This window comes from Vibrio sp. JCM 18905, assembly GCF_055393305.1.
This window is the reverse complement of sequence record NZ_AP043880.1, coordinates 1,178,618-1,202,315: the sequence shown is the minus strand read 5'-3', so window position 1 is coordinate 1,202,315 and position 23,698 is coordinate 1,178,618. Positions and strand designations below refer to the sequence as shown.

Sequence of the window (23,698 nt, the reverse complement as noted above, 5' to 3'; positions counted from 1 at the left end):
GCTGGCTAATACCAACCTGAACTTAAGACTTCTAACGTATACTCCCCTTCTTCTCTAGCAGAATGCTCTACACGAGAAATCCGGCGAGTATCAATTTTGGGGCAAGCCTCTACCAACCAACGTGACAGGCTTAACCCCAAAAAGCGTTACTTATTGCATGCTTGTCGCACGTTCAACCACAGAACTTGGCAGCTTGATACCGAGCTTAGATGCTGCGCTTTCATTAATTACAAGGTCAGAGCCCGTCGCGACTTTTACATCCAATTTGCCTGGTTCTTGACCATCAAGAATCGCCGCCACGTAATCCGCGGTTTGTACACCAACCTGGTAGTAGTCAAAACCTAAGCCTGCAATTGCTCCTTTTTCGACATATGACGTCGCACCACCAAATACAGGTTTTTTCGCTTGATTCGCTGCCACAATCATCCCTTCAATCGCACTTGCAACTGTATTGTCTGTTGGGGCGTAAAGAATGTCTGATTTCGCTGCAATCGCTTGAGTCGCAGACTGAACATCAGCACTTTTTAGTGCTGTCGCTTCAACCACTTGTATGCCTTTTGCTTTTGCGCTTTCTTTTAGTAATTCAACTAAAGTCACGGCATTAGCTTCACCGGGATTAAATACAACCCCGATGCTTTTCACCTGAGGAAGAATTTCTTGGATGAGATCGACATGCTGAGCAACGGGTGAAAGATCAGACAGGCCAGTTACGTTTTTGCCTGGTTGTTCCATCGACTTAACCAATTTCGCACCAACCGGATCTGTTACCGCAGTAAAGACAACAGGAATAGAGCGAGTAGCCGACACCAAAGCTTGTGCCGAAGGTGTCGCGATGCCAACTAACACATCAGGATTTTCACCGACGTACTGACGGGCAATTTGCACCGCAATCGCTGGATTACCCTGTGCGGTCTTATAATCAAATTCTAGATTTTTGCCTTCTTCGTAGCCTTTCGCTTTTAAACCATCAAGCAATCCTTGGCGCGTCGCGTCTAACGCCGGGTGTTCGACAATTTGTGAAACTGCAACGGTTGCAGTGGCGGCCAGTACATTGGCAGAAGAGAAAATAGCAGTAGCAGATAGAACGGCAGTGGCTAATAAACGTTTCGTTTTCATCATAACTCCTTGATGTGACTTCGTCCTTGTTTCGCGAGCATTCAACATGAATATCGACTCGTGAATTCAAATGTTTGAAGGGGGTAATGTTGTGTTCGTATAACTGTGCACTTCTTGCGCATCTTGTTTTTATTATTACTACTAAGTCTTAGTAAAGAAAAGAAAGATTTAACACTAAAGCAACATTTGTGATCGAGAGGTCTCTTCATCTCGATAAGAATCCTTGGTAAACCAAGTAATGTACGCACCATCAAAGATGGTAGGAGTGGCTGAAGCGCAAGGTAATCACAGGCAGGATCAAAAATGGAGTGGCTAATGCACACTCCATTTCAAAAAACTTAGATTAGAACCAACGCTCTAGTGAGGACTTATCAAGCTGACGAAACGCTCGATTCAGTATTATCGCAAGCTCTTTATAACGAGGGCGAGCTTTAACAGGCTCTAGTGCAAAACCTGTTTCCACAATCTTTTGATGCAGCTCCCGATACCAAGATGCCAGAGAAGGCGGCAGTTTCGTGTTGGATCGAGCACCAAGCCACCAAATCCCTTGGAGTGGCAAGCTAATCGCAAACAAGGCGACAACAATAGACTGAGGTAACGCGTGGTAATTGTTGAATACCATTTGAGTGAGTACGCTGATCGCAGCGACGGCTGGCATGACTTTAATGCCAAAGCGAGTCGCCTTAATGATACGCTGTTCCGGAAATATGGCGCTTAGCTCTTTACGAACCGGCCAGATCTCCATGTAATTCTGGCCATCTTTCAGGCTATGGATCAATCCGACTTTATTACTCATACCGCTCTCTCACTAAAAAATAGTTGAACATTTCAACTGAAGGTACAAAAAATTGATGAAAGTTAATATTCTTTCAAATTTTTTTTGTTATCATTGCTTATTATCGCTATCCTTTGCAGACCCTCAATCTCATTGTTGCTGTTATTTACAATTTAAGCAACTCCGAGATATCTATCTGCACGGATCGCATCATAGTGATGGATGGGTTCATCACTATTTCTTTATATGGAATTAGAACAATTTTTGACCAGGATTAGTACGCAGCCTTCTGGGTATCGGCTATTCTTGTGATTAATTTTTCATTCTTTAACTGATTTTTTATCAGACGAATAACAGGTAGTCATACATGTCTAAGCTAGTTTTAGTTTTAAACTGCGGTAGTTCTTCTCTTAAATTTGCCGTTGTTGATGCCGAGAACGGCGACGAGCACTTATCAGGTCTTGCTGAGTGTCTTCACCTTCCTGAAGCTCGCATCAAGTGGAAACTTGATGGCAAGCACGAAGCTCAACTAGGCAATGGTGCAGCTCACGAAGAAGCACTAGCGTTTATGGTAGAAACTATTCTTGCTTCTAAGCCAGAGCTTAAAGCTAACCTAGGCGCAATCGGTCACCGTATCGTTCACGGCGGCGAGCAGTTCACTCAATCTGCACTAATTACTGATGAAGTTCTAAAAGGTATTCAAGACGCTGCAACATTTGCACCTCTTCATAACCCTGCTCACATCATCGGTATCGAAGCGGCTAAGAAAAACTTCCCAGAGCTGAAAAACGTTGCTGTATTTGACACTGCGTTCCACCAAACTATGCCTGAAGAGTCTTACCTATACGCTCTTCCATACAACCTATACAAAGAACACGGTATCCGTCGTTACGGTATGCACGGTACTTCTCACTTGTTCATCACTCGTGAAGTTGCTGGCCTACTAAACAAACCAGTTGAAGAAGTAAACATCATCAACTGCCACCTAGGTAACGGCGCGTCTGTATGTGCAATCAAGAACGGTCAATCTGTAGACACTTCTATGGGTCTTACTCCACTTGAAGGTCTAGTAATGGGTACTCGCTGTGGCGACATCGACCCTGCGATCATCTTCCACCTACACGACGCTCTAGGTTACTCTGTTGATCAAATCAACACGATGCTAACTAAAGAGTCTGGTCTTCAAGGTCTAACTGAAGTGACTTCTGATTGTCGTTTCGTTGAAGACAACTACGGTGAGAAAGAAGAAGCAACACGCGCAATGGACGTGTTCTGCCACCGTCTAGCTAAGTACGTAGCTGGCTACACTGCTTCAATGGACGGTCGTCTAGACGCAATCACTTTCACTGGCGGTATCGGCGAGAACTCTGGCCCTATCCGTGAAATGGTTCTAAACCGTCTTGGCATCTTCGGTATCGAAGTAGATAGCGAAGCTAACCTTAAAGCTCGCTTCGGCGGCGAAGGCGTTATCACGACTGAAAACAGCCGTATCCCTGCAATGGTTATCTCTACTAACGAAGAGCTAGTCATCGCTGAAGACACTGCACGCCTGACAGGTCTTTAATTGAATTACTGGCTAGCCACTCGGCTAGCCAGATTTTCATTCAAACGAATTTCTTAGGGGCTCAACTCCTATTCTTCGAGCTTCATGGAATAAGAGTTGAGCTTTTATCCCCCAAATAGCTAAAGGTACTCTACGAATGTCTCGTACTATTATGCTTATCCCTACTAGCGCAGGCGTTGGCCTAACAAGCGTTAGCATGGGTGTTCTTCGCGCTATGGAGCGTAAAGGCGTTAAAGTTTCTTTCTACAAGCCAATCTGTCAGCCACGTTCAGGTGGTGATCAGCCAGATCTGACTTCAACTATCGTCGGCCACAACAGCGATATGAAGATCGGTGAACCAATGGCGATGTCTGTTGCTGAAAGCCTAATCGGTAACGACAACATGGACGAGCTGCTAGAAACCGTTGTTGAACGTTACAACCAAATCAACAAAGACGCAGACGTTACGCTAATCGAAGGTCTTGTACCTACTCGTAAGCACCCATTTGCAAACCAAGTAAACGCGGAAATCGCGGCAACACTTGGTGCAGAAATCGTGCTAGTTGCGACTCCAGGTACTGATAACCCAGCGCAACTGAAAGAGCGTATCGAAGTAGCATGTTCTAACTTCGGCGGCACTAAGAACAAAAACATCTCTGGCGTTATCATCAACAAGCTAAACGCTCCTGTTGACGAAGCTGGCCGTACTCGCCCTGACCTATCTGAAATCTTTGACGATGCAGATAGCGCGAAACAAAACGAATTGAAAGTGATGGAAATCTTCAACACTTCTCCAATTCGTGTACTAGGTTGCGTGCCATGGAGCATTGATCTGATTGCGACTCGTGCAATCGACATGGCTAAGCACCTGAAAGCAGATATCATCAACGAAGGTGACATCAACACTCGTCGTATCAAGAGCATCACTTTCTGTGCACGTTCTCTGCCAAACATGATTGAGCATTTCAAACCTGGCTCTCTACTTGTTACTTCTGCAGACCGTCCTGATGTTATCGTTGCTGCTTCTCTTGCTGCAATGAACGGTGTGGATATTGGTGCTGTACTGCTAACTGGCGGTTACGACATCCCTCGCGAAATCGAAGGTCTATGTAAACCAGCGTTCGACACTGGTCTACCTATCTTCAAAGCACAAGGTAACACTTGGCAGACATCTCTAAACCTACAGAGCTTCAGCATCGAAGTACCTGCAGACGATAAAGAGCGTATCGAGTTCATCAACGAGCACGTTGCTGGTCACATCGACGGTAACTGGATCGAGTCAATGACTGAAGGTACTCAGAAGTCTCGTCGTCTAAGTCCACCAGCGTTCCGTTACCAGCTAACTGAACTTGCTCGTAAAGCAGGCAAGCGTATCGTTCTTCCAGAAGGTGACGAACCTCGTACTGTTAAAGCGGCAGCAATCTGTGCTGAACGCGGTATTGCAGACTGTGTGCTTCTAGGTAACCCAGATGAAATCCGTCGCGTAGCAGCTCAACAAGGCGTTGAGCTAGGTACTGGCGTAACCATCATCGATGCCGATGCTGTTCGTGAAAACTACGTTGCTCGTCTAGTTGAGCTGCGCGGTGCGAAAGGCATGACTGAAGTTGTGGCTCGTGAGAAGCTACAAGATTCAGTATTCCTAGGCACAATGATGCTTGAGAACGACGAAGTTGACGGCCTAGTTTCTGGTGCTGTTCATACTACGGCGAACACTATCGTTCCTCCGTTCCAAATCATCAAGACTGCACCAAATGCGTCTATCGTATCTTCAGTATTCTTCATGCTTCTGCCTGATCAAGTACTGGTTTACGGTGACTGTGCGATCAACCCAGATCCAACCGCTGAACAGCTTGCTGAAATCGCTATCCAATCTGCTGACTCTGCAGCAGCATTCGGTATCGACCCTCGCGTTGCTATGATCTCTTACTCTACTGGTGAATCTGGTAAGGGTGCAGACGTTGATAAAGTACGTGAAGCAACTCGCATCGCGAAAGAGAAGCGTCCTGATCTAGTGATCGACGGTCCTCTACAGTACGACGCAGCTATCATGGAAAACGTGGCAGCGTCTAAAGCGCCTAACTCTCCAGTAGCAGGTAAAGCGACAGTATTCGTATTCCCAGACCTAAACACGGGTAACACGACTTACAAAGCAGTACAACGTTCAGCTGACCTAGTTTCTATCGGTCCAATGCTGCAAGGTATGCGCAAGCCTGTAAACGACTTGTCTCGTGGCGCGCTAGTAGACGATATCGTGTACACAATCGCTCTAACAGCAATCCAAGCAGACCAAGAAGCTAAATAATCGCTTCTGACATCTAGTTGGACAACTATCCAAAGCCCTCGATTCGTCGAGGGCTTTTTTTATTGTTGGCCACACAGCAAAGAGGCTATGAGCAATAGCACTAATACGCTCTTATGAATATAGCGCCATAAATACCCCAGCCCCAACCACAACACAACCTGTCATCACGGGTGCGATTCGGCGCCAAAGCTTCTTATCCCCTATCGCGATAACCATCCCCATTTTCACAATGGTATTAACCGAAGCGGCAATCAAAATGCCTAACGCAGCAGTGGTCACGCTTAATGTTTGCGTACTTTGACGTCCGAGGGTTAACGAGATCGCATCAACGTCAGTAATCCCTGATAAAGCAGAAAGGAACAACACCCCCGCATTGCCAAACCAGTCAGACAAAGCGTGAGCAAGCAGCATAATCAACGCCAACACGAGGCCAAAGAACAGTGCCGACTGCAAAGCAAGAGGGTTCGTTTGCTTATTTGATTGCTCAATCTGCTCAACTTCACTTCTGCGCCAAATCCACCATGCCGGAATGTACAGCGCAACCATCATCGCCATCACAATTGGCCAAAGCAGTTTCACTAATTGCGGATTGATAACGGACAGTACGATAAGTAAACGAGGGAACATGGTTCCGCAGCTCAAAAGAATACCACTAGCGAGTAACGGGCTGATGCTCGCTTGCTCACGAGAAAGATGGGAAAACTGCAACGTTAATGCTGTCGAAGAGCTAAGACCAGCAAATACAGACGTAAACAAAATACCTCGCTTCGCCCCGCCGATCTTTATCGCAAAATAACCGACAAACGAGATACTAGCGATCAGCACAACCATCCACCAAATCTCATACGGGTTAAGTGCATTCCAAGGGCCGTAAGATTGATTTGGTAACAGTGGTAACATGACTATCGAGATAAGTAATAAACGCAGTGCTGCGTCTAACTCATACTCTTGCAGTTTTTGTAGCGCTTGATGTAGCTCTCTTTTGTTATCGAGCACTACCGCGGTAATGACGGCCGCTGCTGCAGCCAAAACAGCCTCACCCGACACGGCAAGGTTACCCAGAACAAACACCACCATGATACTAACCACACCAGTGATGCTCACATCTCCGCTCTTTTTCTGCTGTATAACAAAAGCGATGCAAGTGAGGATGACTAAAGCGATAAACGCAAAACCAATGAGTAAAGGTGTATAGATGTTGGCGAGAATGCCAACTAAACCACCGAGTAAACCGACTAAAGAAAAAGTACGAATGCCCGCGACACGACTGCCTTCTACGCTATTGCGCATCACCCAGCCACGTTGGGTGCCAACAATTGCCCCCAGTAATAGAGCAATAAGCAGATTCCAAATTAGATGCTCGCCACTGACAAACTCATTGATATCCATGCATCACCCCGTTAAAAAGCGGTTGTTATATCATTAGTTTATTTGAATATGGGTAAGAAGCTGTGACGATGAGAGGATAATCAGAAAATGGCTCCGGTTCCAGGCTTACCATTGCGTCTTATAATTTCATTATTCTTTTACCTGCCACCAAAACGTAATAGAACGAAGCGGCCCTCCCTGTTCAATTTATCAGCATTATTTACATTTCAACTGAACTTTCTTACTCGAACTACGTATCGAAGATGGACTGCTATTAAGCAAACTCACACATAAGTAAGGAATACATATGAACAACCCCATCAACAACTCACTGCTAAAGCTTGGTTTAGCTGCAATTCTGTTCAGTTTTTCTTCATTCAGCTTTTCTGCCCCAAGCATTAAAGGCGTTGATCAAGATATGTCCAGAGGAACGGTAACCGCAAAAATGGCTCATGCTGACGACAACGGATGGATGGTCGTCCACCAAACGGACGAATCAATGAAGCCTGGCCCTGTTATCGGCTATGCCCCACTAAAGATGGGACAGAATGAGAACGTGAATGCAATTTTGATGGAACCGGTTGAGTCTGGCGACATGCTGATGCTAATGGTCCACGGAGAAAAAGGGGGAATGAAGACTGGCGTATTTGAATATACACTCGGAGCCAAAGAAGATGGCCCTGTAAAAGTCGACGGAAAATTAGTGATGGACGTCGTACGCGCTAAGTAGACGAGCGCACACTTAAGAGTCACTCTCCTGCTCCTAGTATTTAGTTGGCATCAAAGTACTTAACGATATTGCTAACCGTTAAGTACTTTTTCATTTCTGATGGAGGTAGCAAACTAGCTAATTATTTCTCTTCCATGAGGAGAGTTTAAGTCTAAATCAGGCCCTTTGGGTACGACTTGCGTCGGGTTAATCCCAGTGTGGCTGAAATAGTAGTGACGTTTAATATGGTAGAAATCCGTGGTTTCTTCGACGCCTTCGACTTGATACAGCTCTTTTAAGTATCCTTGAATATTTTCGTAGTCTGCGATGCGCTGCTTATTACATTTGAAGTGGCCCACATACACGGCATCGAAACGGACCAGAGTCGTAAACAAACGCCAATCAGCCTCAGTAATAGTATTCCCCGCTAAATAACGATGCGTCGATAGGTGCGAATCGATTTTATCTAGCGCAGCGAATAAAGAATCGAATGCTTCTTCATATGCCTCTTGCGTGGTCGCAAAACCACAGCGATACACTCCATTGTTGACGTTTGGATAAACAAAATCGTTCCACTCGTCAATAACATGCTTTAGCTGTTCTGGATAATAGTCATCGTGGTTTCCTGTTAACGCATTGAACTCCGTGTTAAACATACGAATAATTTCTGACGACTCATTCGACACGATCGTATTGGTCTTTTTATCCCAAAGCACAGGCACAGTTACACGGCCTGTGTAATCTGGTTTGGCCTGCGTGTAGATTTGGTGCATACGAGTGTGACCAAATAGTGGCTCAGGAAGCCCCATTTGCCAGCCTTGGCTTAACATATCAGGGCAAACAACCGTGACATCAATATGTGGTTCTAAGCCTTTCAGCTTGCGGAAGATGAGCGTTCGGTGTGCCCAAGGACAAGCAAGAGAGACATACAAATGGTATCGACCAGACTCTGGTTTAAACTCCGCATCAGGTTCGTTTTTAACCCAGTTACGGAATCCGGCATCTTCACGCACAAATTTGCCACCATTTGATTTTGTGTCATACCAGACGTCATGCCAAACACCTTCGACCAACTTACCCATGATTGCGCTCCTCTCATTCTGTTTATGTCTATATTAGCGTTTCCTATCAAACAGAAAATCACTGAACTTAGGACATCATGTTCAAGAAATTCGAATGTATAAATCAGATGCATAAAAAAAGCGCGACCCGATGAAGGTGTCGCGCTTAAGCCCGTCACAGGCTGAATTTATACACTAACGTGCAAACAAGATACCGCGTGAACGTCGTTGCCTTGAATCGTTGGCTTCGTCTTCGCACACTCTTCGGTTGCTTGTGGGCAACGAGTGCGGAACACACAACCCGATGGTGGACTGATCGGCGAAGGAAGGTCGCCTTCCAGCATTTGGATTTTCTTACTGCGCTCAATGTTCGGGTCCGGAATCGGAACCGCTGACATCAATGCGCGTGTATATGGGTGCTTAGGATCAGCAAACAGCGCCTCCGCCTCACCGAGCTCGACAGCATTACCCAAATACATGACCAAAACACGATCTGAGATGTGTTTAACCACTGACAAATCATGCGCAATGAATACCAGAGAAAGGCCTAGTTCTTTTTGAATCTCTTTAAGCAGGTTAACAACCTGAGCTTGAATAGATACATCAAGCGCCGATACGGGTTCATCACAGATGATCATCTTAGGCTTAAGGATAAGCGCACGCGCAATACCGATACGCTGGCACTGACCACCCGAGAACTCGTGCGGATAACGGTTAATAACGTTAGGTAATAGACCCACTTTCGCCATCATCTCTTTAACGCGCTCTTTCACTTCCTGCTTAGACAGTTCTGGGTAGAACGTTTCAAGAGGCTCAGCAATAATGTCGCCAACCGTCATACGTGGGTTAAGAGATGCCAAAGGATCTTGGAAAATCATTTGGATTTCTTTACGCGTTTCACGACGTTGGACGTCTTTCATCTTAGTTAGATCTTGACCTAACCAAACTACTTCGCCATCCGTCGCTTCAACAAGACCGATGATGGCGCGCGCAAACGTCGATTTACCACAACCTGACTCGCCTACTACACCAAGTGTTTCCCCCTCGTATAGTCGAACGTTCACCCCATCAACCGCTTTTAGGCTTGAAGGCTTTGACCACGGCCATGCTGATTTTGACGCAATGCTGAAGTGAACTTTCAGCTCTGAAATGTCCAGAATTAGCTTTTTATCTACTGCGTTCATTTGTTCCAAGCCTCCCATTCAGAAAAACATGCGCGCTGACGACCATCACCAAATGGAGTCAGAATTGGCGCTTCACGCTTACAACGATCCATCACTCGATGGCAACGCTCTTGATAAGGGCAGCCCGGTGGTAGACGAAGCAAGTTTGGTGGATTACCGGGAATGGTTGGCAGAATTTCACCTTCCGTATCAAGGCGAGGAATCGCCTTCAGCAGACCCTCTGCATAAGGGTGGCTTGGATTATAGAAGATTTCGTTTACGTTGCCGTACTCCATCGTACGACCTGCATACATCACCAGCACTTTGTCACACGAACCTGCAACAACACCAAGGTCGTGCGTGATCATGATGATCGCCGTGTTGAACTCGTCTTTAAGCTCATTAAGCAGGTCCATGATCTGTGCTTGAACCGTCACATCAAGTGCTGTTGTTGGCTCATCGGCAATAAGCAGTTTAGGGCGACATAACAACGCCATCGCGATCATTACACGCTGACGCATACCGCCTGAAAACTCATGCGGGTACATCGTGATACGCTTACGCGCTTCAGGGATTTTCACCGCTTCCAGCATGCGTACTGATTCTTCAAATGCTTCCGCTTTGCCCATGCCTTTATGCAGCATAAGCACTTCCATCAACTGGTCACTTACCTTCATGTAAGGGTTCAGCGATGTCATTGGGTCTTGGAAGATCATGGCGATCTGTTCAGCGCGAACTTTGTTCAGTTCTTTTTCTGGTAAGTTTAGGATTTCTTTGCCTTCAAACTTTGCGCTACCAGAAATAATACCGTTCTTAGCCAACAGGCCCATGATTGCGAATACGGTTTGAGATTTACCTGATCCCGACTCTCCAACGATGCCTAAGGTTTCGCCTTGGTTGAGGGAGAAGTTCAAATCGTTTACTGCGGTTACGATACCATCTTGCGTGGTGAATTCGACGCGCAGATCTTTGACATCTAATAAGCTCATCATTGCTTCCTTAATCTTATCTTTTAATTATCTGTCTTTTGGATCCAGCGCATCGCGCAGGCCGTCACCAACGTAGTTGAAGCAGAATAGCGTCACAACCATGAACACGGCTGGGAATGCCAGCTGCCAGATTGCCACTTCCATTGTCTGTGCACCTTCTTGTAGAAGAGCGCCCCAACTTGTCATCGGTTCCTGAACACCAAGACCAAGGAATGATAGGAATGACTCCGTCAGGATCATGCTCGGGATAAGCAGCGTAGAGTAAACCGCTACGATGCCCAGTACGTTCGGCACGATATGACGAGTGATAATTTTCCAGTTGCTAACACCACACACATGTGCAGCTTCGATGAACTCTTTGCTACGTAAGCTGAGTGTCTGACCACGTACGATACGCGCCATATCTAGCCATGCGATAGCACCAATCGCGACAAAGATCAGCATGATGTTACGACCGAAGAATGTCACAAGTACGATAACTAGGAACATAAACGGTACCGCGTACAAAATCTCTAGAATACGCATCATCACACGGTCAACTTTACCACCGATAAAACCAGATGCTGCGCCATAGAGCGTACCAATCAGTACGGCTACAAAGGCACCCATGACCCCCACCATCAACGAAATACGACCGCCGATTAGCGTGCGCACGTATAAGTCACGGCCTAGGCTGTCAGTACCAAACCAATGGTCAGCATTCGGTGCAACGTGCATCGCGTACCAGTCAGTATCATCAAAGGTGTGCGGTGCGATCATTGGCAGAATAATCACCGCCAACGTCATTAGAACAAGAAGGAATAAGCTCACCATTGCCGCTTTGTTGCGCATAAAACGGATACGAGCATCTTGCCAAAGACTGCGACCTTCAATCTCCAAGTTTTCGGAGAACTTCTCAATCGCTTCTAGGTTTTCTTTTTTCGTTAACATAACCAAACGTCCCTGTTAGTAGCGAATTTTCGGGTCAATCATTGCAAGTAGAATATCTACAATCGCGTTGAATAAAATGAATAGGAAACCAATCAGGATGGTTACACCCATTACTAGCGAGTAGTCACGGTTAAACGCAGCGTTAACGAATAGCTTACCAATACCTGGTAGACCAAAAATGGTTTCGATAACAACAGAACCGGTGATGATACCTACGAAAGCAGGACCCATGTAAGAAACAACAGGGAGAAGTGCCGGCTTAAGAGCGTGCTTGATGATGATGTAACGGTAGCTTAGACCTTTAGCACGAGCCGTACGAATAAAGTTACTGTTCAGTGTCTCGATCATCGAACCACGCGTAATACGAGCGAAGGTTGCAACATACAGTAGTGACATACCAATGACAGGAAGCACTAAATACTGCCAGCTACCATCTTGCCAACCGCCCGCAGGGAAGATATTCCAGTGAAGCGAGAACAGATAGATAAGAGCAGGTGCCAATACAAAAGAAGGCATTACCACACCGAGCATCGCTGTCGACATGATGGTGTAATCAATCCAAGTATTCTGCTTGAGCGCAGCAATGGTACCGACGGTAACCCCCATAATCAGGGTAAAGATAAAGGCGATGAAGCCCACTTTAGCCGAAACAGGTAAGGCAACCGCGATCAGCTCGTTAACCGAGTAATCAAGGTATTTAAATGACGGCCCGAAATCCCCTTGGATAACATTGGTCAAATACGTGGTGTATTGTTCAAATACAGGTTTATCTAAGCCATATTTAGCTTCGATATTTGCCATTACTTCGGGTGGCAATGGACGCTCTGTCGAGAAAGGGTTTCCCGGTGCAAAGCGCATAAGAAAGAAAGATACGGTGATCAAAACCAACATTGTTGGGATCGCCTCAAATATCCTTTTTGCGATGAATTTAAGCATAAACTCACTCTTTCAGTCTGTGACAGTTAAATTAAAGAAGTCGTCCAATTCTTTTGGACTAAAGATAGGCGCTACATGCAATTTCTCACATGTAGAGCCTCATTTTTATAGTTCTATCGAGTTACGAATTACTCTGTGATGTAGAGATCTTTAGAGTAAATCTTGTCTTCCGCGTTATTGACTGGGAAGCCACCAACTTTCGGTGATAGTAGACGTGATTTCACGTACTGGTAGATAGGTGCGATTGGCATATCTTTTGCCATCAACTTCTCTGCTTCTAGGTAAAGCGCTTGACGCTCTTCGTCAGAAGTTGAAGCAAATGCTTTGTTCATGATTGCATCGTACTCTTTGCTGTCGTAGTGAATACCACCAGTAGTGTTATTACTCATCATCAGCGTTAGGAAAGATGAAGCTTCGTTGTAGTCGCCACACCAACCTGCACGAGCAACCTCAAAGTTGCCAGAATCTTTGGTAGATAGGTAAGTTTTCCACTCTTGGTTTTCTAGCGTAACGTCTAGACCAAGCGTCTTCTTCCACATTGAACCCAGTGCAACCGCAAGTTTCTTGTGGTTCTCTGACGTGTTGTATAGAAGGTTAAATTCAAGAGGGTTGTCTGCGCCGTAACCCGCTTCTTCCAATAGACGCGCCGCTTCAGCGTTACGCTCTTCTTGCGTCATTTTGCCGTATGCAGGGATTTCTGGGTTGAAACCCGCCGTGATTTCAGGCGTTAGGAAATAAGCTGGCTTTTGACCTTGTGCTAGGATCGCATCAGTCACGATATTACGGTCAATCGCATAAGAAATCGCTTTACGTACGCGAACATCATCAAACGGCTTTTTCTTCGTGTTGAAGATGTAGTAGTAAGTACACAAGTTACCCGATACAGACACGTCTTCTGGATGCTCTTGCTTCAAACGCTTGAAGTGCTCTGTAGGCAGTTCATTCGTGAAGTCGATTTCACCTGCTAGGAAGCGGTTCATTTCCGCTACTTGGTTTTCGATTGGTAGGAAAGTAACTTGATCAAGCGTCGTGTTTTCGTTGTCCCAGTATTGTTCGTTACGTTTTAGAACTAAACGCTCGTTTACAACCCAGTTGTCAACAACATAAGCACCGTTACCTACAAAGTTCTCAGGCTTCGTCCATTGATCGCCGAACTTTTCAACGGTTGCTTGGTGAACAGGCTTCACTGTTGTGTGGCCCATCATCATCACAAAGTATGGTACAGCAGTGTCTAGCTCAACCACTAACGTGTGGTCGTCAACCGCTTTAACACCCAACTCACTCTTGTCTTTTTTACCCGCAACAATGTCTTTTGCGTTCTTCATCTTGGTGTATTCCATGTACCAAGCGTATGGAGAAGCGGTTGCTGGGTCGACTGCGCGTTGGAAGCTGTATACAAAATCACCTGCAGTAACAGGATCACCGTTAGACCATTTTGCGTCTTCACGCAGGTGGAAAGTGTATGTTTTGTTGTCTTCAGTTTCCCAAGACTCTGCAACACCAGGGATAGTGTTACCGTCCGCATCTTGGTTTACTAGGCCTTCAAGAAGATCGCGAATCACGTGGGATTCTGGAACACCTTGAGATTTATGAGGGTCTATTGTCGCAACTTCTGTACCGTTACCACGCACCAATTCTTGAACAGCAGCAAGTTTTGGCTCTTTAGAATCAGATTTAGCTTCAGGGGGTGGAGCCGGAGCAGGCTCAGCAGCTTGTTTCTCTACAGGCTTTTCGCCACAACCAGCTAAAGCGAGAGAAAGACCAGCACCAATAAATAAAGCGCGCGTGATTTTATTCTTATACATGCGTAAAACTCCAAATTTTTTCGTTAGCATCCATGACTTCTTTGTAAGGGCCTGGAACGGTCAGAGTTTTAGATTTTTTTAGTGCGTTTTCTGAGCACAAAAGCCTAAAACCTTACAAAGACTGCGGCACACATTAGCAATCATTGAAGTAATTTGCCATAAAAATGTAGCAAAAAAACCAATAATCCTGACTAAACCACACATATCTAGCAGTAAACTCTAATCAAAAAGTATTCACCAGCCAAATGGAGACCAGAAGCGACATTCCACAGACAAAACTTTCGATTAATCTACATTTAAACCATTTGATAGCATCTTATGCTAGATATTTACATATTATTTAACATTTATGACAAATGAAGTCTAACAAATAATTGTTTATATATTGGGCTAAAAACTTTTATTGTGAAGAATATCACCAGAGCGAGTACGGGTTGTGTTGAAGTCAAATGAGCAGAATTATGAAGATAAGTACAAAAAAAGCTAAGTGCCATTGACACTTAGCTTTTTTCACTAGAATGAGGCGTGGGTTCTATTTTTCCCAACGCTGCGCAGCTTGATGATCGGTGTCGCGCGACTCAATCCAACGATCTTCATTCGTCGTGCGTTCTTTCTTCCAAAATGGTGCTTTGGTTTTCAAGTAGTCCATAATGAACTCGCAAGCATCAAATGCTGCTCCACGGTGTGCACTTGAAACACCAACAAAGACGATTTGATCACCGCTATCCATGTCACCAACGCGATGAATCACGCGTACGCCCAATAATGGCCAACGTGATTCAGCTTGATCGCAAATGTCGCTCAAGCTCTTCTCAGTCATGCCTGGGTAGTGTTCCAAGTGCAAACCAACAACATTATCGCCAAGGTTCATATCTCGAACTTTACCAATGAATGTTACGACAGCACCAGCAGCCGTACCTTCGGATAAACGTTGATATTCGTGATCAACGGAAAAGTCTTCAACTTGTACAGAGACGCGTGGGTCCATCTTAACCTCCGGTTACCGGTGGGAAAAATGCAACTTCATCCCCCGCTTTTACTTCGGTATCAAGTGGGACAATAGATTGATTAACAGCAGCAAGTAGCTTTCCTGGCTCTAAAGCCAAATCCCACTTACCATTTTTATCTGCGCCCTCTTCCACGAGATGCGCGCGAATCGCTTCAACCGTTTCAAATTGATCATCTAATTCGACACTGTCGATACCAATCAGCTCACGAGTCTGAGCAAAAAAAAGTACTTTAATCATGATTCCGCCTTGAAGTGTCCAGATTTTCCACCCGTCTTTTCTAGGAGACGAACTTGACCGATAACCATGTCTTTTTGCACCGCTTTACACATATCGTAAATCGTCAGTGCAGCAACAGAAGCCGCCGTGAGCGCTTCCATTTCTACGCCCGTTTTACCTGCAAGCTTACAAACAGATTCAATACGAACTTTGTTTTCTGACTCAATAGCCTCCAACTGAACTTCGACTTTAGAAAGCAACAGAGGATGACAAAGTGGAATCAAATCCCACGTTTTCTTTGCAGCTTGGATACCAGCAATTCGAGCCGTCGCGAACACATCACCTTTGTGATGCTGCCCGGAAACAATCAGTTGCAAGGTTTCTGGGGCCATGTGAACAAATGCTTCTGCACGTGCTTCACGAACCGTTTCAGCTTTTGCAGACACGTCGACCATATTAGCTTCGCCAGACGCGTTGATATGGGTAAATTGAGTCATTGTTTTTCCTTCGCTTTTAGGAAAGGTTATACAGATAGGTGCGGCATGAAGTTACAAGGGCGATGGCTTGCATCTAACTGCTGCTTGATAATCTTCGTCCAGCCAGTGCGGCACGCGCCTGTTGAACCAGGCATTGCGAAGATAACTGTATGGTTCGCAAAACCTGCAATTGCACGCGATTGGATCGTTGACGTACCAATTTCTTCGTAAGACACCATGCGGAATAACTCACCAAAACCTTCTACTTCTTTATCAAACAGAGGCTTCAGCGCTTCTGGCGTGCTGTCACGTGACGTGAACCCTGTACCACCAGTAATCATGATCGCTTGGACATTGTCGTCCGCAATCCACTGAGAAACAATTGCGCGAATTTTGTACATGTCATCAATAACAATTTGCTTATCGACAACATTGTGACCCGCTTCTTGAGCGTGTTCAACAAGGTAGCGACCAGAGGTATCGTTTTCTTCGGTACGAGTGTCAGATACCGTTAGAACGGCAATATTTGCAGGTTGAAATTTGCTTTCAGCGTGACCCATGTGTTCACCTATTCTCTTTTAACTTTGATACGTTTGGTATCGATTCTAGAAAAGCGAGGGAAAGCTAGCCTATAAATAAGCTTTCCCTACAAAATTTGAGTTGATTTAGCCGCCGATAGACGCCAGATGCGGCGTCATACCCGTATTACCATCGTGCAAGAAGTGGCTCACCGACTTAGTTTGTAACTGCGCTTGGATGCGTTCAATAAGCTCACTTTCTTGCTCATCACGTTCCAGTAGATCACGCAGTTCTACACCGTGGTCTCCAAACAAACACAGATGCAGCTTACCCATCGCAGAGACGCGTAGTCGGTTGCAGCTCTCACAAAAGTCTTTTTCATAAGGCATGATTAGACCAATTTCACCCTTGTAATCTGGATGAACAAACACTTGCGCGGGGCCGTCATTATGAGAGCGCACTTTAAGCAGCCAACCGTTTGCAATCAACTGATTACGAATTGCTACGCCGGACACATGATGCTTATTGAATAAATCATCCATCTCACCCGTTTGCATCAACTCGATGAAGCGCAGTTGGATTGGACGATCTTTTATCCAGTTGAGAAACGCTGGCAGTTCTTGATGGTTAAGATCTTTCATCAACACCACATTAACTTTTACTTGCTCATAACCGACCTCGAACGCACGTTCGATACCATTCATGACTTCAGTAAACTTATTTTCACCTGTGATTTGATGGAACATGCGCGGATCAAGGCTGTCCACGCTGACGTTGATGTGAGTTAAGCCCGCTTCACGCCAGTCTGCGACTTGCTTCGCCATGCGGTAACCATTGGTCGTCGTTGCTACTTTTTGGATACCAGGCGTCGTCGCCACTGAGTGGATAATGTCGGTAAAATCTTTGCGTAAACTTGGTTCACCGCCAGTAATGCGCACTTTTGACGTGCCACAATCAGCAAACGCTTTTACGACCCGTTTGATTTCAGGAAGAGATAAAAAAGACGAGTTTTTATTGCCCGAAGGCTTATAGCCATCAGGAAGGCAATAGGTACATTTGAAATTACATACGTCGGTCACAGACAGACGCAAGTAATAGAACTTACGATGAAATTTGTCTTCGAATTGTTGCGCCACGGAACACCTTTCCAAACACGGGAGGCATGGCCATTTCCAATCATGCCCTTGTGACAGTACGCCACTGGCTCAAAACGCTTATCCTCGGACTTAGCAATAGTGAGCTCGGAGTTATGGCAACCAGAGATATGAAACCTCTGATAGCTTTGCGGTGTAAAATACTTAATATTTGTACTGGAATCCAGACTTGAGTGATAAAAAACTCTCTAGAGACACAATTTACCGCTAAGTGAGTACCTTTCAAGCACTCCTTGAGATAAATTGTAGCCGTTTTTTACAAGATTATTAGAAGAACGTAATGAATATCTACACGGATAAAAAAGTGGTCGCTGTTGGCGGTGGTCATGGCTTAGGTCGAATGTTGGCCGCACTACGGGATTTTGGCGGCAATGCAACTGGCATTGTCGCCACAACAGACAATGGTGGCTCAACAGGAAGAATTCGTCACTGCCAAGGTGGAATCGCCTGGGGCGACACACGGAACTGCATTAATCAGCTGATCACAGAGCCGTCGATCAGTTCAATGATGTTTGAATATCGCTTCAAAGGTACTGGCGAGCTTGATGGTCATAACCTCGGTAACTTGATGCTTACGGCGCTCGATAACTTATCGGTCAGACCGTTAGATGCCATCAATCTGATTCGAAACATGTTAAAAGTCGACGTTAACATTCTTCCTATGTCTGAACACCCTTCCGATCTTTCCGCGTTATCCGTGGATGGGAAGTGGGTCACGGGAGAAACGAATGTAGACGAGATGAACACCGATTTACGCCGTCTCGATCTATCACCAGAAGTCCCTGCAACTAAAGAAGCAGTAACTGCACTGGCAGAGGCAGACGCTATTATTCTTGGTCCTGGCAGCTTTTTAACCAGCATCATGCCTCCTTTGCTGTTGCCTGAGCTCGGCAAAGCCATTGCCGCCAATGAGAAAGCAAAAGTCATTTTCGTTGCCAACTTGAGCCCGGAGTACGGCCCAGCCGGACGAATGACCATGGCACAAAAATTAGAATGGTGTGAGCGTGCCTGCCAAGGTAGGAAGATAGACGTGGTTCTAGCAGAGGAAACCGAGCAAGAAGTATTGAGCCAGTGGAATGTAGTGACGGAATCGTTAGCTTCGTCGAACCGAGATTGGCGTCACGACCGAGATAAACTCAAGCTCGCTATTGAAAGCCAGCTAAGGCTTTCAATTTAAAAAAGCCCTCTAAAGCTAGGGGATAGCTTCAAGTTTACTCGCTGTCAGCAATGAAAAAACCCTTCACTCAAGTGAAGGGTTTTGTGTAAGAGCCTCATCAGAACAATGCATTACTGCTGCCAATCACGATAAGCGTCGCGTGTTTCGTGCAAAAGATCGAACATCGTTTTTAACTCGTCTGACTCTTCAGCTAACTCACCTGCTTTGGCTTTTTTATCTATCGACATCGCCAATTGACAAAGACGGTCTGCTCCAAAGCTCGCTGCACTGCTTTTTAACGCGTGACTGATTTCTTTTAGGTAACGCAATCGCTCTGTCCCTTGAAACTGAGATAAATTCTCGATGTAGGTATCCATCTCCCCTAAGAAAATATCGAGTAAAACAGGAACATTATCACTGCCAATCTCCATCGACAGTTCATCGATTTTTTGCTGATTTAATACATTCACACTCATACTTTTTGCCGCTCTTCCTTGCCATTCCAAGCCTGTAACTTGCGGTAAATCGTCGACGGACTGACATCAAGGTATCCCGCCGCTCGGGGGATATTGCCATCACACGCTTCAATCGCTTGCTCTATCGCCATTTTTTCTGTCATCCACAACGGCATAATCTCAGACGCAGTCATCACTTTCGGCTCAATGAATTTCGCCACAGAAGACGGACGGTCAAGCGGTTGATTCAGCGGTGGCGGTAACATATCCAACGTGATTTCTTTACCGTTGTTTAGAACAACGATATTGCGCAGCACGTTTTGTAACTGACGAACGTTGCCTGGCCACTCATAGCTATTAAATCGGTCGATTACATCAGGCGCAAAACGCACGAAGCTTTTTCCTTCTTCGTGCGACATATAGCCTAACAGTGAGTATGCAATTTCAATGACATCTTCACCTCGTTCACGTAAAGGTGGCAAATGCAAAGGAATGACATACAAACGATAGTACAAATCTTCACGGAATCGACCTTCTTGTACCTCTTTCCATGGGTCACGGTTAGTTGCACAAACAAAGCGAACATCCACGCTCTTCATTTTTGATGAGCCCACTTTTTGGAACGTGCCGGTTTGAATAAATCGTAGCAATTTGGTTTGCAAATCTAAATCCATCTCACACAATTCATCAAGGAAAAGTGTGCCACCATCCGCTAATTCCGCTGCACCCTGACGATCATTTGCTGCACCGGTAAAAGCACCTTTCACGTGACCAAACAGTTCACTCTCAATCAAATCTTTTGGAATTGCAGCACAGTTAATCGCAATAAAAGGCTTGTCACCACGCTTGCTTGCCGCATGGATTGCCTCGGCACATACCTCTTTACCCGTACCACTTTCACCAGTGATGAAGATACTCGCTTTACTGCTCGCTGCTGAATCAATCGTGCGGTAAACCTGTTGCATAGTTTGGCTGCTGCCAATAAAGCCTTGATAACTTTGATTGCCCGGGTTATCAGCCTCGTTTTTTAACTTAGTCGCTTTACGAATCGCATTGTTAACCGTGACACGTAAACGGTCTGCTTCACACGGTTTGATCAAAAAGTCTTGAGAGCCATGACGCATTGCTTCTACCGCGGTATCGATAGAACCGTGAGCGGTCATAAAAATAATAGGTACGTCTGGATGACTCTTTTTTACAGCGTGTAAAACGTCCATCCCCGTCATATCTGGCAGACGAAGATCGAGCAGAATAAGATCTGGAATTCTATGGTTGAGACTTTCAATGGCATCCCTACCTGTACCGACAATATTGATATCTATACCAAGCGGTGTCAGGTATGAGCGGTACAGTGCCGCAACAGATGCGGTATCCTCAACCATTAAAAGGTAACGAGATTTAGGACCTTCAGATTTTTGTTGCATAACCTAGCTAATATTTTGTTGTGTTTTAAACAATAATCGCATTACGCTTTGCATTTTGCAAATAACATTAGCTAAATTATGGGTAAGAGAAAGGATTCAAAAATAATATCAATTATTTAAAAAATGGCATAAACCATGCTGATAGTTTAGTGACCCCTCGGGTCACCTAGCCAACTGACGTTGTTAGTGAACGAGATGTTCACAAAACAAGCCAATAGACCCGACTGCCTATTGGCTTCTTTTTTTTTGCAAGCAATCTAAAACTCTTGGCTAAGCTAGATCATTAAGCTTATTTTTAACTATTTGCGATGAACTGCGCTCTTAGTTTTTCAATCTCGTCACGCTTTTGCGCCGCCAATTCAAACTCTAAATCTTGCGCGTGCTGATACATTGCCGCCTCAAGTCGACTGATTTCTTTTTCCAACTGTTGAGGAGACATGACCTCGTATATTTGCGAAGGCTCCGCCACTTTCGACAACGGTACCTGTTTAGTATTACGCTGACGTTTAGACTTGGTAATATCGCCCAATTCCATAATATCTTTGATATTTCGTTTGAGCGCTTGCGGCGAAATGCCCATTTCTTCGTTGTACGCTTTCTGCTTCTCGCGGCGGCGGTTGGTTTCATCCATCGCCTTTTTCATGGAGTTGGTGATTCGGTCAGCATACAAAATCGCCTTACCTTCAAGATTTCGCGCAGCACGACCAATGGTCTGAATCAGTGAACGCTCGGAGCGCAAGAAGCCCTCTTTATCTGCATCCAATATTGCAACCAGCGAAACTTCAGGCATGTCCAAGCCTTCTCGTAGCAAGTTAATTCCCACCAGCACGTCAAACTCGCCAAGACGAAGATCGCGAATGATCTCCACACGTTCTACGGTGTCAATATCTGAGTGTAAGTAACGGACCCTAACATCATGTTCGTGCAAATACTCGGTGAGATCTTCGGCCATCCGTTTGGTCAATGTTGTCACTAGAACTCGCTCATCTTTAGCAGAACGGAGGCGAATTTCAGACAACAAGTCGTCTACTTGGGTCGCTACTGGGCGAACTTCCAATTCTGGGTCAAGCAAGCCTGTTGGACGAACAACTTGATCCGCCACATCGCCTGAAGATTTTTCTAGTTCATAATTTCCTGGCGTCGCAGAGACAAAAATCGTCTGCGGTGCTAACGCTTCAAACTCTTCAAACTTGAGCGGACGATTATCTAACGCAGAAGGTAAGCGAAAACCAAACTCCACCAGCGTTTCTTTACGAGAGCGGTCACCTTTATACATGGCACCAATCTGCGGCACCGTCACGTGGGATTCATCGATGATCAACAAACCGTCATGAGGCAAGTAATCAAACAATGTCGGTGGCGGCTCGCCTTCCGAGCGTCCGCTGAGATAGCGAGAATAGTTTTCGATACCTGAGCAAAAACCTAACTCATTCATCATCTCGATATCGAATTGAGTCCGCTGGCTAATACGCTGTTCTTCCAGTAGCTTGTTGTTGTCTAGAAGCTGCTTTTTGCGTACTTCTAATTCAACCTTAATATTTTCGATCGCTTCAAGAATGCGATCTCTTGGTGTCACGTAGTGCGTCTTAGGATAAATGGTGTAGCGTGGTAAATCTCGCTGTTTCACCACACCAGTCAATGGATCAAAAACACTGATGCAGTCAATTTCATCATCAAACATTTCGACACGAACTGCGTCTTGGTCAGATTCCGCTGGAAAGATATCAATCACTTCGCCACGAACCCGAAACTGTCCTCGCTCAAATGCCACGTCATTTCTTGAATATTGTAGCTCTGCCAAACGTCGTAGCATGTCCCGTTGATCAATCACGTCACCACGACGTAAATGCAACATCATTTGCAAGTAAGATTCTGGGTCCCCCAAACCATAGATAGCAGAAACAGACGCAACGATAATCGCGTCTTTACGTTCCAATAGTGCTTTCGTTGCTGAAAGGCGCATTTGCTCTATGTGAGCGTTAACCGATGCGTCTTTTTCAATGAAAGTATCCGTCGTCGGGACATAAGCTTCAGGCTGGTAGTAATCGTAGTAGGAAACAAAGTACTCCACCGCATTATTGGGAAAGAATGATTTCATCTCGCCATATAATTGCGCTGCGAGCGTTTTGTTTGGAGCAAGTAATATTGCAGGTCGCTGGGCTTGAGCGATAACATTCGCTAGTGTGAACGTTTTACCCGATCCCGTTACCCCCAATAGTGTTTGATGTGCCAGTCCAGCATCGAGCCCCTCAAGCAGCTGCTTGATCGCTCCCGGCTGGTCACCCGATGGCTGATAATCGGAGACCAATTCATAGACTTTACTCATACCCTTCCTCAACTTTACTGCGCTTTGGCTGTATATATATACACCTTAGCCAATGAAATCTACGTCTATCGAAAATTTACCCACCATTGTTAATAAATTTTCTTGTTTGTCTAGAATGCTGTAGCCATACAAAACCTACTCTGATATAGTACTTCGCCCTAGCTGAAGAGCCACACCCATTCTTCACATTGCAGTTTCCACAACTTTTCCCCAAAAATTGGCCTAAACACTCTTTATCCCCAAAAGCTAGATTTTTATCCACCTT

The 23,698-nt window shown here is 45.4% G+C and carries 21 protein-coding genes and 1 riboswitch; of the genes, 4 read left to right on the top strand and 17 right to left on the bottom strand.

Features of this window, described 5'->3' with window-relative positions:
• Positions 1–150 precede the first annotated feature (150 nt).
• On the bottom strand, positions 151–1,116 hold the full coding sequence (locus ACZ5ZC_RS22290) for an ABC transporter substrate-binding protein (RefSeq protein ID WP_012841583.1): 966 nt from the start codon (positions 1,114–1,116) through the stop codon (positions 151–153).
• 343 nt (positions 1,117–1,459) lie between these two features.
• Complete coding sequence (gene yfbV, locus ACZ5ZC_RS22285) at positions 1,460–1,912, bottom strand: terminus macrodomain insulation protein YfbV (protein WP_054867655.1); 453 nt, start codon at positions 1,910–1,912, stop codon at positions 1,460–1,462.
• Between the two features lie 346 nt (positions 1,913–2,258).
• Between yfbV and ACZ5ZC_RS22280 the strand changes: the two genes are divergently transcribed.
• Positions 2,259–3,455 (top strand): acetate kinase, encoded by a 1,197-nt coding sequence (locus tag ACZ5ZC_RS22280; RefSeq protein WP_005396635.1) that lies wholly within the window; start codon positions 2,259–2,261, stop codon positions 3,453–3,455.
• 136 nt (positions 3,456–3,591) lie between these two features.
• Entirely contained in the window at positions 3,592–5,736 is a 2,145-nt protein-coding gene (pta, locus tag ACZ5ZC_RS22275) for a phosphate acetyltransferase (RefSeq protein ID WP_005396636.1), read from the top strand.
• A gap of 111 nt (positions 5,737–5,847) precedes the next feature.
• On the opposite strand, the gene ACZ5ZC_RS22270 is transcribed toward pta, so the two are convergent.
• The gene (locus ACZ5ZC_RS22270) at positions 5,848–7,125 is read right to left on the bottom strand and encodes an MgtC/SapB family protein (RefSeq protein ID WP_464932298.1); all 1,278 of its coding nucleotides are present in this window, start codon (positions 7,123–7,125) and stop codon (positions 5,848–5,850) included.
• Between the two features lie 286 nt (positions 7,126–7,411).
• Here ACZ5ZC_RS22270 and ACZ5ZC_RS22265 point away from each other — a divergent pair, with 286 nt between their 5' ends.
• Positions 7,412–7,834, top strand: coding sequence for a DUF7282 domain-containing protein (locus tag ACZ5ZC_RS22265; protein ID WP_464932297.1), 423 nt, complete (start codon positions 7,412–7,414; stop codon positions 7,832–7,834).
• Positions 7,835–7,947: 113 nt separating this feature from the next.
• Here ACZ5ZC_RS22265 and ACZ5ZC_RS22260 read toward each other — a convergent pair whose 3' ends face one another.
• The 11 genes from ACZ5ZC_RS22260 to moaA form a co-directional block, all read right to left on the bottom strand.
• The gene (locus ACZ5ZC_RS22260) at positions 7,948–8,895 is read right to left on the bottom strand and encodes a glutathione S-transferase family protein (RefSeq protein ID WP_464932296.1); all 948 of its coding nucleotides are present in this window, start codon (positions 8,893–8,895) and stop codon (positions 7,948–7,950) included.
• Between the two features lie 167 nt (positions 8,896–9,062).
• Entirely contained in the window at positions 9,063–10,076 is a 1,014-nt protein-coding gene (gene oppF / locus ACZ5ZC_RS22255) for a murein tripeptide/oligopeptide ABC transporter ATP binding protein OppF (protein WP_464932295.1), read from the bottom strand.
• Positions 10,055–11,026: an ABC transporter ATP-binding protein gene (gene oppD / locus ACZ5ZC_RS22250; protein WP_005396641.1), complete on the bottom strand. Its 972-nt coding sequence runs from the start codon at positions 11,024–11,026 to the stop codon at positions 10,055–10,057. Before oppD ends, oppF begins: the two co-directional genes overlap by 22 nt.
• A gap of 27 nt (positions 11,027–11,053) precedes the next feature.
• Complete coding sequence (gene oppC, locus ACZ5ZC_RS22245; protein ID WP_005396642.1) at positions 11,054–11,956, bottom strand: oligopeptide ABC transporter permease OppC; 903 nt, start codon at positions 11,954–11,956, stop codon at positions 11,054–11,056.
• 15 nt (positions 11,957–11,971) lie between these two features.
• Positions 11,972–12,892, bottom strand: a complete 921-nt coding sequence (gene oppB / locus ACZ5ZC_RS22240) for an oligopeptide ABC transporter permease OppB (protein ID WP_006742810.1) — start codon at positions 12,890–12,892, stop codon at positions 11,972–11,974.
• A 128-nt stretch (positions 12,893–13,020) separates the two neighbouring features.
• On the bottom strand, positions 13,021–14,697 hold the full coding sequence (locus tag ACZ5ZC_RS22235; protein ID WP_457528823.1) for an ABC transporter substrate-binding protein: 1,677 nt from the start codon (positions 14,695–14,697) through the stop codon (positions 13,021–13,023).
• 532 nt (positions 14,698–15,229) lie between these two features.
• Positions 15,230–15,685, bottom strand: coding sequence for a molybdopterin synthase catalytic subunit MoaE (gene moaE / locus ACZ5ZC_RS22230; protein WP_114323293.1), 456 nt, complete (start codon positions 15,683–15,685; stop codon positions 15,230–15,232).
• A gap of 1 nt (position 15,686) precedes the next feature.
• Positions 15,687–15,944 carry a molybdopterin synthase sulfur carrier subunit gene (gene moaD, locus ACZ5ZC_RS22225; protein WP_005396646.1) on the bottom strand — a complete coding sequence of 86 codons (258 nt, stop codon included), beginning with the start codon at positions 15,942–15,944 and terminating at the stop codon, positions 15,687–15,689.
• Positions 15,941–16,420, bottom strand: coding sequence for a cyclic pyranopterin monophosphate synthase MoaC (gene moaC, locus ACZ5ZC_RS22220; RefSeq protein ID WP_005396647.1), 480 nt, complete (start codon positions 16,418–16,420; stop codon positions 15,941–15,943). Before moaC ends, moaD begins: the two co-directional genes overlap by 4 nt.
• A 26-nt stretch (positions 16,421–16,446) precedes the next feature.
• Positions 16,447–16,959 (bottom strand): molybdenum cofactor biosynthesis protein B, encoded by a 513-nt coding sequence (gene moaB / locus ACZ5ZC_RS22215; RefSeq protein ID WP_005396648.1) that lies wholly within the window; start codon positions 16,957–16,959, stop codon positions 16,447–16,449.
• A gap of 105 nt (positions 16,960–17,064) precedes the next feature.
• A complete protein-coding gene (moaA, locus tag ACZ5ZC_RS22210; RefSeq protein ID WP_005396649.1) occupies positions 17,065–18,054 on the bottom strand; it encodes a GTP 3',8-cyclase MoaA in 990 nt (329 codons plus the stop codon).
• Positions 18,043–18,177, bottom strand: a riboswitch (molybdenum cofactor riboswitch). Its footprint overlaps the gene before it by 12 nt.
• Before the next feature lie 175 nt (positions 18,178–18,352).
• Here moaA and ACZ5ZC_RS22205 point away from each other — a divergent pair.
• Entirely contained in the window at positions 18,353–19,249 is an 897-nt protein-coding gene (locus ACZ5ZC_RS22205; RefSeq protein ID WP_074191595.1) for a YvcK family protein, read from the top strand.
• 110 nt (positions 19,250–19,359) lie between these two features.
• Here the strand turns inward: ACZ5ZC_RS22205 and luxU are convergent, their stop codons facing one another.
• From luxU to uvrB, 3 genes are all read right to left on the bottom strand, one after another.
• Complete coding sequence (luxU, locus tag ACZ5ZC_RS22200) at positions 19,360–19,704, bottom strand: quorum-sensing phosphorelay protein LuxU (protein WP_012841577.1); 345 nt, start codon at positions 19,702–19,704, stop codon at positions 19,360–19,362.
• On the bottom strand, positions 19,701–21,107 hold the full coding sequence (gene luxO, locus ACZ5ZC_RS22195; protein ID WP_005396653.1) for a quorum-sensing sigma-54 dependent transcriptional regulator LuxO: 1,407 nt from the start codon (positions 21,105–21,107) through the stop codon (positions 19,701–19,703). The genes luxU and luxO overlap by 4 nt, the downstream gene beginning before the upstream one ends.
• 295 nt (positions 21,108–21,402) lie before the next feature.
• Positions 21,403–23,433 carry an excinuclease ABC subunit UvrB gene (gene uvrB / locus ACZ5ZC_RS22190; RefSeq protein ID WP_046874402.1) on the bottom strand — a complete coding sequence of 677 codons (2,031 nt, stop codon included), beginning with the start codon at positions 23,431–23,433 and terminating at the stop codon, positions 21,403–21,405.
• Positions 23,434–23,698 lie beyond the last annotated feature (265 nt).